The sequence below is a fragment of the Spiribacter halobius genome (assembly GCF_020883455.1).
Taxonomy (GTDB): domain Bacteria; phylum Pseudomonadota; class Gammaproteobacteria; order Nitrococcales; family Nitrococcaceae; genus Sediminicurvatus; species Sediminicurvatus halobius.
Genome location: NZ_CP086615.1, coordinates 2218744 through 2233177 on the forward strand (window position 1 = coordinate 2218744; position 14434 = coordinate 2233177).

General features: G+C 70.3%; 15 protein-coding genes. All 15 read left to right on the forward strand.

Going from position 1 to position 14434, the window contains the following annotated elements; translation table 11 throughout:
* The first annotated feature begins 76 nt into the window (after nt 1–76).
* The 15 genes from rpsB to rnhB all read left to right on the forward strand — a co-directional run bounded on the left by rpsB (nt 77) and on the right by rnhB (nt 14390).
* A complete protein-coding gene (gene rpsB, locus LMH63_RS10085; protein ID WP_109677564.1) occupies nt 77–871 on the forward strand; it encodes a 30S ribosomal protein S2 in 795 nt (264 codons plus the stop codon).
* 63 nt (nt 872–934) lie between these two features.
* Complete coding sequence (gene tsf, locus LMH63_RS10090; RefSeq protein WP_109677566.1) at nt 935–1819, forward strand: translation elongation factor Ts; 885 nt, start codon at nt 935–937, stop codon at nt 1817–1819.
* A 46-nt stretch (nt 1820–1865) separates the two neighbouring features.
* Nucleotides 1866–2585, forward strand: coding sequence for a UMP kinase (gene pyrH / locus LMH63_RS10095; RefSeq protein WP_109677568.1), 720 nt, complete (start codon nt 1866–1868; stop codon nt 2583–2585).
* A gap of 4 nt (nt 2586–2589) precedes the next feature.
* Nucleotides 2590–3147, forward strand: a complete 558-nt coding sequence (gene frr / locus LMH63_RS10100; RefSeq protein ID WP_109677570.1) for a ribosome recycling factor — start codon at nt 2590–2592, stop codon at nt 3145–3147.
* Nucleotides 3148–3232: 85 nt separating this feature from the next.
* Nucleotides 3233–3994: a polyprenyl diphosphate synthase gene (gene uppS, locus LMH63_RS10105; RefSeq protein WP_109677572.1), complete on the forward strand. Its 762-nt coding sequence runs from the start codon at nt 3233–3235 to the stop codon at nt 3992–3994.
* Entirely contained in the window at nt 3987–4808 is an 822-nt protein-coding gene (locus tag LMH63_RS10110) for a phosphatidate cytidylyltransferase (RefSeq protein ID WP_109677574.1), read from the forward strand. The genes uppS and LMH63_RS10110 overlap by 8 nt, the downstream gene beginning before the upstream one ends.
* A 5-nt stretch (nt 4809–4813) precedes the next feature.
* Nucleotides 4814–5995 (forward strand): 1-deoxy-D-xylulose-5-phosphate reductoisomerase, encoded by a 1182-nt coding sequence (ispC, locus tag LMH63_RS10115; protein ID WP_109677575.1) that lies wholly within the window; start codon nt 4814–4816, stop codon nt 5993–5995.
* Entirely contained in the window at nt 5995–7356 is a 1362-nt protein-coding gene (gene rseP, locus LMH63_RS10120; RefSeq protein ID WP_109677577.1) for an RIP metalloprotease RseP, read from the forward strand. Before ispC ends, rseP begins: the two co-directional genes overlap by 1 nt.
* A gap of 24 nt (nt 7357–7380) precedes the next feature.
* A complete protein-coding gene (gene bamA / locus LMH63_RS10125) occupies nt 7381–9660 on the forward strand; it encodes an outer membrane protein assembly factor BamA (protein ID WP_109677579.1) in 2280 nt (759 codons plus the stop codon).
* A gap of 24 nt (nt 9661–9684) precedes the next feature.
* Nucleotides 9685–10242, forward strand: a complete 558-nt coding sequence (locus LMH63_RS10130) for an OmpH/Skp family outer membrane protein (protein ID WP_109677581.1) — start codon at nt 9685–9687, stop codon at nt 10240–10242.
* Nucleotides 10243–10260: 18 nt separating this feature from the next.
* Nucleotides 10261–11319 carry a UDP-3-O-(3-hydroxymyristoyl)glucosamine N-acyltransferase gene (gene lpxD / locus LMH63_RS10135; RefSeq protein ID WP_109677583.1) on the forward strand — a complete coding sequence of 353 codons (1059 nt, stop codon included), beginning with the start codon at nt 10261–10263 and terminating at the stop codon, nt 11317–11319.
* Entirely contained in the window at nt 11319–11801 is a 483-nt protein-coding gene (gene fabZ, locus LMH63_RS10140) for a 3-hydroxyacyl-ACP dehydratase FabZ (RefSeq protein WP_109677585.1), read from the forward strand. Before lpxD ends, fabZ begins: the two co-directional genes overlap by 1 nt.
* Nucleotides 11798–12574, forward strand: a complete 777-nt coding sequence (gene lpxA, locus LMH63_RS10145) for an acyl-ACP--UDP-N-acetylglucosamine O-acyltransferase (RefSeq protein WP_109677587.1) — start codon at nt 11798–11800, stop codon at nt 12572–12574. The genes fabZ and lpxA overlap by 4 nt, the downstream gene beginning before the upstream one ends.
* 59 nt (nt 12575–12633) lie before the next feature.
* Entirely contained in the window at nt 12634–13806 is a 1173-nt protein-coding gene (gene lpxB / locus LMH63_RS10150; RefSeq protein WP_109677589.1) for a lipid-A-disaccharide synthase, read from the forward strand.
* Nucleotides 13803–14390, forward strand: a complete 588-nt coding sequence (gene rnhB, locus LMH63_RS10155; RefSeq protein WP_109677591.1) for a ribonuclease HII — start codon at nt 13803–13805, stop codon at nt 14388–14390. Before lpxB ends, rnhB begins: the two co-directional genes overlap by 4 nt.
* Nucleotides 14391–14434 lie beyond the last annotated feature (44 nt).

Consider the following 14434-nt stretch of genomic DNA (forward strand, 5'->3'; position numbering starts at 1 on the left):
ACATGCGGCCGGGTGCCCTCACGGGTTGCCGCATGCGGGTGCATGGAGGCCTAACCCGACCAAGGAGAAACTCCCCATGGCCAAGGTAACCATGCGCCAGATGCTGGAGGCCGGCGTCCATTTCGGTCACCAGACCCGCTACTGGGATCCGAAGATGGCGCCGTACATTTTCGGCGAGCGCAACAAGATCCACATCGTCAACCTCGAAAAGACCCTGCCGCTGTACGAGGACGCACTCAACTACCTCGGCCGGCTGGCGGGCAACGGCGGGCGGATCCTCTTCGTCGGCACCAAGCGCTCCGCGCGGGATGCCGTCAAGGAGGAGGCCGAGCGCTGCAAGATGCCGTATGTCAATCATCGCTGGCTCGGCGGCATGCTCACCAACTTCCGTACCGTCAAGCGCTCCATCAAGCGCTTCAAGGAGCTGCAGCAGCAGCAGGCGGACGGCACCTTCGAGAAGCTCGGCAAGCGCGAAGTGCTCTCTCTGCAGCGTGAGATGCAGAAGCTCGAGCGGGCCTTCGGCGGCATCGTCGACATGGACTCGCTGCCGGACGCACTGTTCATCATCGACGTCGGCTACGAGCGCATCGCCGTTCAGGAGGCGCGCAAGCTCGGCATCCCGGTAGTGGCGGTCGTGGATACCAACAATTCGCCGCGGGAGGTGGACTACGTCATCCCCGGCAACGACGACGCCTTCCGCGCCATCCGCCTGTACCTGCGCGGCGCCGCCGACGCCATCAACGATGCGCGCATGGCGAGCACCCGTCCCGGCGGCGAGGGTGACGACTTCGTGGAAGTGCGGGAACCCGAGGCCGCCGATCCGGCGGCCGAGCCGGCTTCGGAGCCGGCCGCCGAGGACAAGGCCGAGTGAAGCTCGGCCTTTCTCGTTGCAGCCCGCACACCCCGTAACGGAACAAGATGAGGAACCGCGTTCATGGCGATTAGCGCACAGCTGGTAAAGGACCTGCGCGAGCGCACCGGCGCCGGCATGATGGAGTGCAAGAAGGCCCTGGTGGAGACCGACGGCGATATCGAGGGCGCCATCGAGGTCATGCGCAAGCGTGGCCTGGCCAAGGCCGACAAGAAGGCCGACCGCGTGGCGGCGGAGGGCGCCATCGTGGTGGCCGTGGACGGCGAGGCCCGTCACGGTGCCATGGTGGAGATCAACAGCGAGACCGACTTCGTCGCCGCCAGCGACGACTTCAAGGGGTTCGCCGACAAGGTCGCCGCCCGCGTGCTGGCGGACGCGCCGGCGGATCTGGAGGCGCTGCTGGCGCTGCCGCTGGAGGCCGGGGGCGCGGACGTGGCCACCGCCCAGAAGGAGCTGGTGGCGAGGATCGGCGAGAACATCCAGGTGCGCCGCTTCCAGCACTACGCCTCCGAGGGCGGCCGGCTCTTCCACTACCTGCACGGCAGCCGCATCGGCGTGCTGCTGGAGCTGGAGGGCGGTGACGACGAGCTCGGCCGCGACCTCTGCATGCATGTGGCGGCGAGTCGCCCGGTGTGCGTAAGCGTCGATGAGGTGCCGGAGGACCGGGCCGCCAAGGAGCGGGAGATCCTCGTCGCCCAGGCGCAGGAGTCCGGCAAGCCGCAGGAGATCATCGAGAAGATGGTCGAGGGCCGGCTGCGCAAGTGGCTCGCCGAGATTACCCTGCTCGGGCAGCCGTTCGTGAAGGATCCGGACCAGACCGTGGAGCAGCTGCTCAAGGAGCGGGGCGCGAAGGTGGTGCGCTTCGCCCGCTTCGAGGTGGGCGAGGGCATCGAGAAGCGCCAGGAGAACTTCGCCGAGGAGGTCGCCGCCCAGGTCAAGGGCTCCTGACGGGCGAGGCCATCGCCCGTCCCACCGTGGTCATCAGGAGCCCTGCATGAGCGAGCCGAAATACAAGCGCATCCTCCTCAAGCTGAGCGGCGAGGCCCTGCTGGGGGACGCCGACTACGGCATCGACCCGAAGGTCCTCAAGCGCCTGGCCGAGGAGGTGGAGGCGCTGGTGGAGCGGGGCGTGGAGGTGGCGCTGGTGATCGGCGGTGGCAACATCTTCCGCGGTGCGGGGCTCGCCGCCACCGGCATGGACCGGGTCAGTGCGGACCACATGGGCATGCTCGCCACCGTGATGAACGCCCTGGCGCTGCAGGATGCCCTGGAGCGCCAGGGCGTTTTTACGCGGGTCATGTCCGCGATCAAGATCAACCAGGTCTGCGAGGACTACATCCGCCGCCGTGCGATCCGTCATCTGGAGAAGAAGCGGGTGGTGATTCTTGCCGCCGGCACCGGCAATCCCTTCTTCACCACGGATTCGGCGGCGAGCCTGCGTGCGGTGGAGATCGGCGCGGACATCATGCTCAAGGCCACCAAGGTGGACGGCGTCTACTCCGCCGACCCGGTGAAGGACGGCGGCGCCACCCGCTACCGGCGACTGACATACGATGAGGTGCTGGACCGACGGTTGTCCGTGATGGACGCCACCGCCATCGTGATGTGCCGGGACCAGAACATGCCCATCGTGGTGTTCGACATCACCCGGCCCGGCGGCCTCGCGCAGGTGGTCGACGGCGCCGATGTCGGCACCCTCGTGGAAAGGGGTTGAATGCATGATCGAGGACATCAAGAAGGACGCCGCCGCCCGCATGGCGAAGAGCGTCGAGAGCCTCAACAGCGACCTGCACAAGATCCGCACCGGCCGGGCGCACACCAGCCTGCTGGACCACATCACCGTGCCCTACTACGGCTCCGAGGTGCCGCTGAACCAGGTGGCCTCGGTGTCCGTGGGCGATTCCCGTACCCTGGTGGTCCAGCCCTGGGAGAAGAACATGATCTCCGTGGTGGAGAAGGCCATCATGGAGTCCAACCTCGGGCTGACGCCGAACTCCGCCGGTCAGGTGATCCGCATCCCGCTGCCCTCGCTGACCGAGGAGCGTCGCCGGGACCTGGTGAAGGTGGTGCGCGAGGAGGCCGAGCAGGCGCGCGTGGCGGTGCGCAATATCCGGCGCGACGCCAACGGCGACCTGAAGACGCTGCTCAAGGAGAAGGAGATCACCGAGGACGATCAGAAGCGCGCCGAGCAGGAGATCCAGAAGCTCACCGACAAGTACGTCGGCGAGATCGACGCGCTGCTGGCGGCCAAGGAAGAGGAACTGATGGCCGTGTGAGACGGCCGCTGCGCAGCGTGCGCCGGCGCCGCCGCGACGGCTCCCGCCTGGGCCTCGCGTTGCGGAATGCCAGCCTGGAGCTCCCATGACCGTCGACAAGCAGGGCAGCCAGGCCGGGGCGCCCGTGCCCCGGCACGTCGCCATCATCATGGACGGCAACGGGCGCTGGGCCCGCGCCCGTAACCAGCCGCGCCACTATGGCCACCGGGCCGGCGCCCGGGCGGTGCGCGAGGCGGTGGAGGCCTGTGGCCGCGCCGGCGTCGAGGCGCTGACGCTGTTCGCCTTCAGCAGCGAGAACTGGCGCCGCCCGGCGACGGAGGTGCGCGTGCTCATGGAGCTGTTCCTGCGCACGCTGGACCGGGAGACCGATCGCCTGCACGAGAACGACATCCGCCTGCGCATGATCGGCGACCGCAGCCGCCTCGAGCCGCGGCTGCGGGAGCGCATTGCCACCGCCGAGCGCCTTACCCGGGACAACCGCGGTCTGCATCTGAACGTCGCGGCCAGCTATGGTGGGCGCTGGGACATCGCCTGCGCGGCACGGGCCCTGGCGCGCGAGGTCGCTGCCGGTGACCGGGATCCCGAGAGCATCGACGAGACCGCCCTCGGCGAGCAGATCTCCCTGGCGGACCTGCCGGCGCCGGACCTGTTCGTGCGCACCGGGGGCGAACGGCGCATCAGCAATTTCCTGCTCTGGCAGCTCGCCTATACCGAGCTCTACTTCACCGACGTGCTCTGGCCGGACTTCGACGCCGCGGAGATGCACCGCGCGATGGATTGGTATGCCTCCCGCCAGCGTCGCTTCGGTCGGGTCCCCGACGCGGACTCCGGCGCCGGCCATGCTTAAGTTGCGCGTGCTCACGGCGCTGCCGCTCGGGCTGGCGGTGCTCTGGGTCGTATGGGGGGCGCCGGCGGCGGTGCTGCCCGGCCTGATCGCGGCGGTTAGCGGCCTGGGGGCCTGGGAATGGGCCCGCCTTGGCGGCCTGCAGGCGCCGGTCTGGCGGGCCGCCTACTGCCTCGGTGTGCTGCTGCTGCTCGGGATCCTGGCCCTGGGTGGTGTCGCGGAAGGCGGTCTCTGGGTCGTGCTCGCGGTCCTGTGGTGGCTCGCCGTGGGGGGGCTTCTGCTCGCCCAGGCCGCGCGGGGCGGGGCGCTGCGGCTATCCCCGGTGTGGCGGCTGGCGGCGGGGCCGCCGACCCTGGTCTTTGCCTGGCTGGCCTTCGTCGCGCTGCATGCCCAGCCTGTCGCCGGGCCGTTCCTGGTCACGCTGCTGCTGCTGCTGGTGTGGGGCGCGGACATCGGCGGCTACTTTGTCGGCCGCGCCTGGGGCCGGCACAAGCTTGCGCCCGCCATCAGTCCGGGCAAGACCTGGGAGGGTGCCGCGGGCAGCCTGGCGCTGGCGCTGCTCGCCGCGCTCACGCTGTGGGCGCTGGCGCCGACGCTGGGCGCGCCGCGGCCGGGGCTCGGCTGGTTGCTGGGCGCGAGCGTGGTGACCGTCGCCGCCGGCATCGCCGGGGATCTCTTCGAGAGCCTGCTCAAGCGGCAGGCCGGGGTAAAGGATAGCGGCCGGCTGCTGCCGGGCCACGGCGGCGTCCTCGACCGCGTGGACGCGTTGCTGGCGGCGGCGCCGGTGCTCGCGGCAGGGCTGGCGGTGCAGGCGTGAGCGGCATGCGCAGCATCAGCATCCTCGGGGCGACCGGGTCCATCGGCGGCAGCACGCTGGACGTCATCGCGCGTCACCCGGACCGCTATCGGGTGGAGGCCCTCACCGCCAACCGGGATGTGGATGCCATGGCGGCACTCTGTGCGCGCTTCCGGCCCGCCCTCGCGGTGATGGCGGACGCCGGCGCGGCGCGGGCGCTGGCTGCGCGGCTCGAACCCGGGAGCCCGACGCGGGTGGCCGCGGGCGCCGAAGGCCTGGCCGAGGCCGCGGCCGGTGGTGGGGCGGATACCGTCGTGGCGGCCATCGTCGGCGCGGCGGGGCTGGCGCCGACGCTCGCTGCGGTGCGGGCTGGGCGCCGGGTGCTGCTCGCCAACAAGGAGGCACTGGTGGTGGCGGGGGCGCTGTTCATGGCCGAGGTCGCCGCCCACGGCGCCGAGCTGCTGCCCGTGGACAGCGAGCACAACGGCGTGTTCCAGTGCCTGTACGCGAGCGGTGGTGCCGTGGCCGGAGCGGCCGGTGTGGAGCGCATCCTGCTCACCGCCTCCGGCGGCCCGTTCCGCGAGCGGGCGCCGGAGACCCTGGGCGCGGTCACCCCGGAGGAGGCCTGTGCGCATCCGACCTGGTCCATGGGCCGCAAGATCTCTGTCGACTCCGCGACGATGATGAACAAGGGCCTCGAGGTGATCGAGGCCTGCTGGCTGTTCGCCATGGAACCGGACCGGGTGGGGGTTGTCATCCACCCGCAGAGCCTCGTGCATGCGCTGGTGCGCTATCGGGACGGCTCGGTGCTGGCGCAGCTCGGGCAGCCGGACATGCGGACGCCCATCGCCCAGGCCCTGGCGTGGCCGGAACGGATCGACTCCGGGGTCGCGCCCCTGGATCTGATGGCGGTGGGGCGGCTCGATTTCGAGGCCCCGGACCTGCGCCGCTTTCCCTGTCTCGGTCTGGCCGAGGCGGCCCTGCGGGCCGGCGGTAGCGCGCCGGCCGCCCTGAACGGCGCGAACGAGGTAGCGGTGGCAGCATTTCTCGAAGGGCGTCTGGGTTTTACCGGCATCGCGGCGGTAATCGAAACCACCCTGGAGGCGATGCCTGCCGGCGCTGCCGACAGCCTCGATGATCTGCTGGCCGCCGAGGGCGAAGCGCGGCGTCTCGCCGGCGCAGCCGTGGCCCGGCAGCGGAGGGATTGATGGGCGTTCTCATCGACATCCTGGGCTTCATTGTCGCCATCGGCATTCTGGTGACCGTGCACGAGTTCGGGCACTTCTGGGTGGCGCGGCTGGTAGGCGTGCGTGTCACCCGCTTCTCGGTGGGGTTCGGGCGGCCACTGCTGCGCCGGATGGGGCGCGACGGCACCGAGTACGTGATCGCCGCAATACCGCTCGGCGGCTACGTCAAGATGCTCGACGAGCGCGAGGAGAACGTCCCCGCGGAGCAGGCCGCCGGCGCCTTCAACCGCAAGCCGCTCTGGGCCCGCAACGCAGTGATCGTCGCGGGGCCGGCGTTCAATTTCCTGTTCGCGATCGTCGCCTACTGGGGCGTCTTCGTGGTGGGTGCCACCGAGGTGCGCCCGATCATCGGCGAGATCAACGAGGGCACGCCTGCGGCCGAGGCCGGCTTCCAGCCCCGTGACGAGCTGCGGGCCATCGGCGGGCGCGAGGTCCAGGCCTGGGACGGCGCCATCATGGCGCTGATCGAGCACGCCGGGGACGACGACGTCCCCGTTCGTGTCCAGCGCCCGGACGGCACCGAGCGCGAGCGCCTGCTCGACCTCGATGATGCCGGGCTGCTCGGCGACGACCCGGACGTACTGAGCGCGCTGGGGCTGCAGCCGTGGACGCCGCAGGTGCCACCGGACATCGGCCGGATAATGCCCGACGGCGCCGCGGCCGGCACGGATCTGCGGCCGGGGGATCGCGTCCAGGCCGTGGACGGCGAGCCGGTGGCGGACTGGCGCGGCCTGGTGGACGCCATTCAGGCCCGGCCGGGCGAGACGGTACGGCTCACCGTGGCCAGGGATGGCGCCGCACGCGAGATCGAGGTTACGCTCGGCAGCCGCGACGGGGCGGAGGGGCCGGTGGGCGTGCTCGGCGTCACGCCCCGAGTCCCGGAGGACCTCTACTCCGAGTTGCGCCGCGAGGTGCGTTACGGGCCGCTGGCGGCGGTGCCGGAGGCCGTGAGCGCCACCTGGCAGGCATCGGCGCTGACGGTGGAAGTCCTGGCGAAGATGATCACGGGGGAGGCGTCGGTGAAGAATCTGAGCGGCCCGCTGAACATCGCCCAGTATGCGGGTGATTCGGTGTCCCTCGGCATCACGCCGTTCCTCAAGTTCCTCGCCATCGTCAGCATTAGCCTCGGCATCCTGAATCTGCTGCCGGTGCCGGTGCTGGATGGCGGCCATCTGCTCTACAACGGCATCGAGTGGGTGCGTGGACGGCCCCTCTCGGAGGCGGCCCAGGGCTTCGGCCAGCAGATCGGCCTCGCGGTCCTGTTCCTGCTGATGGCGGTGGCCTTCTACAACGACCTTCTGCGAATTTTCGGACCGCGCTGAGACAAGGCGGATAAAGGCTGGGGGATGCGCAAGCGACTGGTCGCCCTCACGGGTGCGTTTTTGTTGTTCCTGGCCGGAGCGGCCCAGGCGTTTACGGTGGAGGAGATCCGCATCCGCGGCCTGGAGCGGATCGCCGAGGGCACGGTGCTCAACTACCTGCCGGTGGCGCCCGGTGACGACTTCGGCGATGGCGATGCCGCCGATGCCATCGAGGCCCTGTACGACACCGGCTTCTTCGAGGACGTCAGCCTCCTGCGGGACGGTAATCGCCTCATTGTCTCCGTGGTCGAGCGCCCGGCCATCGCCCGCATCGAGTTCAACGGCAACGACGAGATCGGCGACGACGACCTGCGCGAGGGGCTCGCCGGCGCCGGCCTCGGCCAGGGCCAGAGCTTCGATCGCTCGCTGCTCGAGACCATCGAGCGCGAGCTCGAGCAGCAGTACTTCGCCCTTGGCTTCTACGACGTCCAGGTAAGCAGCACTGTCTCGCCGCTGCCGCGCAACCGGGTGGCGCTGCGGCTGGACATCCGCGAGGGCGAGCCGGCCGCGGTGCAGGAGATCACTTTCGTCGGCAACGAGGCCTACGACGACGACACCCTGCGTGACGAGTTCCAGATGGGGCCGGCACCCTGGTGGGCGCTGTTCTCGAACCGGGACAAGTACTCCCGGGCGCGGCTCTCGGGGGACCTGGAAACGCTGCGCGCGTTCTATCGCGACCGCGGCTACATCAACTTCGAGATCGTCTCCACCCAGGTGGCCATCACCCCGGATCGGCAGCGCATCCATATCACCGTCAATCTGGACGAGGGTGAGCGCTACGAGGTCGGCGACGTGGACCTGGCCGGCGAGCTCATCTTCGCCGAGGCGGAGCTGCGGGAGCTGCTGGCCGTGGAGAGCGGCAGCACCTACTCCCAGGCAGCGGTAACGCGCACCGTCGAGGCGCTGCGGGAGAAGCTTGGCGAGCGCGGCTATGCCTTCGCCAACGTCAATCCGGTGCCGGACGTGGACGAGGAGGCCGGTACCGTGAATCTGACCTTCTTCGTCGACCCTGCCGAGCGCGTCTACGTACGCCGCATCCGCATCTCCGGCAACGAGCGCACGCGGGACGACGTCATCCGCGGGGAGCTGCGCCAGCTCGAGGGGGCCTGGCTTTCCACCGAGGAGCTGCGCGAATCCGAGCGCCGCCTCGGCCGGCTCGGCTTCTTCAGCGACGTCAGCGTGGAAACGCCCCGCGTGCCGGGCGAGAGCGATCAGGTGGACGTGGAGGTGGACGTCACCGAGCGGCTGTCCGGCAGCCTGCAGGCGGGCATCGGCTTCGGTACCGACCAGGGCGTGATCCTCAACTTCGGCGTCAGCCAGGACAACCTCTTCGGCACCGGCGACCGGGTGGAATTCGCCGCCAACAGCAATCGCTACAACACCCTCTACCGGCTCTCCTACCTGGAGCGGAATCACACGGTGAGCGGGATCGACCGGCGCTATTCCCTCTCCTACCGCGACGTCGATGCCGAGGAGGCGGATCTCGCGGACTACGGTTTGACGAGCATCACCGCCGCGTACGGCTACCGCATTCCGGTGAGCAGCAACGACACCATCGGCGCGGATCTCGAGGTGGACGACATCACCCTGGACCTGCGCAACGACGCCACCGCGCTGCAGCGGGACTTCGTCGACCGCAACGGCGAGCGCAATCAGGTGCTGCGGGCGAACCTGAGCTGGACGCGGGACACCCGCGACCGCGCAGTTTTCCCGCGCAGCGGGGCCCGACAGCAGGCGCGGCTGGAGGTCTCGGTGCCGGGCTCCGATCTCGAGTACTACCGCGCCACCTACGAGCAGTCGCGCTACTTCTCGCTGACGGAGATGACCACTGTCGCCTTCGACGGCTCGCTCTCCTACGGCGATGCCTACGGCACCGGCGAACGCCTGCCGTTCTACGAGAACTACTACGCCGGCGGCATCTCCACGGTGCGCGGCTTCGAGGGCAACTCCCTCGGCCCGCGGGACGAGAACGACGACCCCACCGGCGGCAACCTTCGGGCCCTGGGCCGCGTGGAGCTGCGCTTCCCGCTGCCGGGCGACGCCGCCCAGGAGAATCTGCGGCTGGCCACCTTCATCGATGCCGGCCAGGTCTGGGACGCCGAGACGCAGGACGTTAACAGCTCCGATCTGCGCTATTCCGCGGGTCTTGGCCTCATCTGGTACTCGCCCCTCGGTCCGTTGACAATGAGCGTGGCGCAACCGTTAAATGACGAGCCCAATGATGAGACGCAGACTTTCCAGTTCTCCCTCGGCGCCTTCTTCTGAAGGGGCCTGACGGTGCGACAACCGATGGCCCGACTCCCCGCGCCGGGGCGGCCGCGTCTGCTGCCCGGCCTGATCGTTACCCTGCTGTGCCTGCTGCTGGCAGCGCCGGCCGTGGCGCAGGACGGTCTGCGTATCGGCTTCGTCAATCCCGGAAGGGTGTCCTCCGAGGCGCCTCAGGCCGAGGCGGCCCGGGAAAAGCTCCAGGAGGAGTTCGCGCCCCGCGACGAGGAGATCGTCGCCATGCAGGAGGAGCTGCGGGAGCTGGAGGATCGCCTCAGCCGCGAGACACTCGAGCTGCCGGAGGAAGAGCGTCAGCGCCTGGAGCGCGAGATCGTCTCCCGCCGGCGGGATATCCAGCGCACCCAGGAGGCCTTCCGCGAGGACTTCAACATGCGCCGCAACGAGGAGCTCGGCCAGCTCCAGCGTCGCATCCTGCGCACGGTCAGCGAGTTCGCCGAGGAGCAGGGCTACGATCTCGTGGTCAGCGACGGCGTTGTCTACGCCAGTGACGCCATCAACATCACCGACCTGATCATCGAGCGGCTGCGCCGTCAGTATGAGCAGGCCAACGGCGGCGAGTGACGGCACGGAGGCCCGGGGGTGGGGGATGATCACGGCGTAAGCCTGCAGACGCTCGCCGAGCTCACCGGTGCCCGCCTGGTGGGCGACGGCAGTCGCCGCATCGACCGCGTCGCCCCTCTGCAGCACGCCGGACCGGGTGCGATCAGCTTTCTTGCCAACAGCAAGTACCGCCGCTACCTCGCCGAAACCGGTGCCTCCGCTGTGGTGGTGCGTCCCGCGGATGCCGACGGCCTGCAGCTGCCGGCCCTGCTCAGCGACAACCCCTATCTCTGCTACGCCCGCATCGCGCGCCACCTGAATCCGCTGCCGCCGGTCCGCCCGGGGGTCCATCCCTCGGCCGTGGTTGCCCCGGACGCGGAGATCGCGGACGACGCCGAGATCGGCCCGCAGGCGAGCATCGGCGGCGGCGCACGGATCGGGCCACGCTGCCTGGTGGGACCGGGCTGCGTGCTCGGTGCCGGCGTGGTGCTCGGCGCGGACTGCCGGCTGGAGGCGCGGGTGACCGTCTATCACGGCTGTCGCCTGGGGGAGCGCGTGCGGGTGCACGGCGGCGTCGTCATCGGCGCCGACGGCTTCGGCTTCGCGGCCGGGGACGCGGGCTGGGAGCCGGTGCCGCAGCTCGGCGGGGTCGTGATCGGTAACGACGTCGATATCGGCGCCAACACGACCATTGATCGTGGCGCGCTCGAGGACACCGAGGTCGGCGACGGCGTCAAGATCGACAACCTGGTGCAGATCGCGCACAACGTCAGCATCGGCGAGCACACGGTAATTGCCGGGTGTACGGGCGTCTCGGGGAGTACCCGCATCGGGCGGCGGTGTACCATCGGTGGCGGCGTCGGCATCGCCGGGCATCTGTACATCGCCGACGACACGGTGCTCACGGGCATGACCATGGTGACCCATGACGTCCGCGAACCGGGCCTGTACTCTTCCGGCGTCACCATATCGCCGGCGCGGGAGTGGCGGCGCAACGCGGTACGCTTCCACCAGCTCGACGACATGGCACGCCGGCTGCGGGCGCTGGAGCGCTGGCTCCGGGACCGGGGCGAGGATTCGGAGAACGGGAAGACGTAATGACTTCAGATACCGAGGACGGGTCGCGCACCATCGCCCTGGACGGCATCCAGCGCCGGCTGCCGCACCGCTATCCGTTTCTGCTGGTGGACCGGGTGCTCGACTATGCGCCGGGCGAGTGGCTTCTGGCGCGCAAGAATGTCACCGCCAACGAGCCCTACTTTGCCGGCCATTTTCCGCAGAAGCCGATCATGCCCGGCGTGCTGCTGATCGAGGCGATGGCCCAGGCCTGCGGCCTGCTGGCCTTCGTCACCCGCGAGCACGAGCCGGGGGCGGAGCTGCCAGACGGCGCCCCGCTGTTCTACCTGGTCGGCGTCGACGGGGCGAAGTTCAAGCGGCCGGTGGTGCCCGGCGATACCGTCGAGTTCCGCGCCAGCCTGCAGCGCGTGGTGCGCGGTATCTGGCTGTTCCAGGCGGATGCCCGGGTGGAGGGTGCCATGGCCGCCGCGGCGGATATCCGCTGCACCATGAGGGCGGTGTGAGCGGGATCGACCCCAGGGCCGTCATCGACCCGGACGCCCGGCTGGCGGCCGATGTCGAGATCGGCCCCTACGCCATCATCGGTCCCGGTGTGGAGCTGGGCCCCGGCTGCCAGGTGGGGCCGCACGCGGTGGTGCGCGGTCCCTCCCGGATCGGCGCGCGCACCCGCATCTTCCAGTTCGCCTCCGTCGGCGAGATTCCCCAGGACAAGAAATTCGCCGGTGAGGAGAGCGTGCTCGAGGTCGGCGAGGACAACACCATCCGCGAGTTCGTCACCATTAATCGCGGCACGGGCGAAGGCGGCGGGCGCACGCGGATCGGTGCGGGCAACTGGATCATGGCCTACGTCCATATTGCCCACGACTGCCAGGTGGGCGATGGCATCGTCTTCGCCAACGGCGCCTCCCTGGCCGGCCATGTCGAGGTCGCGGACCATGCGATCCTCGGCGGCTTCACCCTGGTGCATCAGTTCTGCCGCCTGGGGCGGGGCTGCTTCGCCTCCATGGGCAGCTGCATCCGCCAGGACGTGCCGCCCTATGTCACCGTCGCCGGTGACCCGGCACTGCCCCACGGGCTGAACAGCGAGGGCCTGCGCCGGCGCGGCTGCACGGCGCAGCAGATGCGGGCACTGCGCCGTGCCTATCGGGCGCTGTACAAGCGCGGTCTGCGCCTGCACCAGGCCATCGACGAGATCGCTGCGGCGGCGGACAGCGAACCCATGCTGGAGCCGCTGGTCACCTTTCTGCGCGAGAGTCGGCGAGGGATCGTCAGGTGAGCGCCGACGCCGGGGCCCGCAGCCCGGCCGCCGGCCGCGCCACGGGCTGAGACATCGCGATGCGCATCGCCATCGTCGCGGGCGAGCCGTCCGGGGATTTTCTCGCCGCCGGGCTCATGGCCGAGCTCAGGCGGCGCTTCCCGGCCGTCACCTTCGAGGGTATCGGCGGCGAGCGCATGCGGGCCGTCGGCATGCAGAGCTATCATCCGCTGGAGGCCCTGTCGGTCATGGGCCTCACCGAGGTGCTGCGCCACCTGCCGCGGCTGCTCGGTATCCGCCGGGATCTGCTGCGCCGCCTGCGCGCGGCACCGCCGGACCTCTACATCGGCGTCGATGCGCCGGACTTCAACCTGCCCGTGGAACGCCGACTGAAGGCGGCCGGGGTGCCGACGGTGCACTACGTCAGCCCGACGGTGTGGGCCTGGCGGCCCGGACGGCTCGGCAAGCTGCAGGCCGCGGTGGATCGGATGCTCTGCATTTTTCCCTTCGAGCGCGACTTCTTCCGCGCCCACGACTTCCCGGCCGTGTTCGTCGGCCATCCGCTGGCCGACGAGATCCCGCTGGAGCCGGACCGTGCGGCGGCGCGCGAGGCCCTCGGCCTCGGCGAGGCGGACGAGGTGCTGGCGGTACTGCCTGGCAGCCGCCGCTCCGAGGTGCGGCGGCTGGCGCCGGTGTTCGTCGAGGTCATGCGGCGGCTGCAGGCCGAACGGCCGCGGCTGCGATTCGTGATTCCCTGCGCATCGCCGCCGCTGCGCCCGGAGATTGAGGCCTTGCTGCCGCCGGCGCTCGCCAGCCAGGTCATGCTCCTGGACGGCCGCGCCCGCGAGGCGCTGACGGCCGCCACCGCCGCGCTGGTGGCCTCGGGCACGGCCACGCTCGAGGCCATGCTGCTGAAGCGGCCCATGGTCATGGCCTATCGCGTCAGCCGGCTCACGGCCTGGATCGCCCGCCGGTCGGTGATCATTCCGCACTTCGCGATGCCCAATCTCATCGCCGGGCGCGAGGTCATCCCGGAGTTCACCCAGGACGCCGCCACGGCCACGCGCATTGCCCCCGCCGTGCTGGCCATGCTGGAGGCGCCGGCAGAGCGCGCGGAGCTGGTGACGCTTTTCCGCGAGCTGCACGAGAGCCTGCGCCAGGGCGCGAGCGCCCGCGCCGCCGAGGCGGTGACCCAGCTGCTGTGCGAGCAGGGCCATGTGCCCGTGCCGGTCACGTCCGGGGAGCCGGGATGATCGCCGGCGTCGACGAGGTCGGCCGCGGGCCGCTCGCCGGACCGGTGGTGGCGGCCGCCGTGATCCTGGACCCGGATCGGCCGGTGGCCGGTATCACCGACTCCAAGCGTCTCTCGGCGAGGCGCCGCGAGACGCTGGCGACGCAGATCCGGGAGCGCGCGGTGGCCTGGGCCATCGCCGAGTGCAGCCCGGAGGAGATCGATACGCACAACATCCTGCGTGCGAGCCTGCTGGCCATGCAGCGCGCCGTGGCGGCGCTGGCCCCCGCCCCGGTCTCGGCGCTGGTGGATGGCCGCGAGCTGCCGGAGCTGCCGTGTCCGGCCCGGGCCGTGATCGGCGGCGACGCCAGCGAGCCGGCCATCGGTGCGGCATCGATCCTGGCCAAGGTCTACCGCGACGGCCTCATGCTCGAGCTGCACGCCCGCCACCCCGAATACGCCTTCGACCGCCACAAGGGCTACCCCACGCCCCTGCACCTGGAACGCCTCCGCCACCACGGGCCGCTGCCGTGCCACCGCCGCTCCTTCGCCCCGGTCCGGGCAGTCATAGCCGGCGTGCGCACAGTCGAGAGAGGAGGGGGATAACCGCAAAGGCGCAAAGAACGCCAAGGGAGGAGACTTAGGGGGTT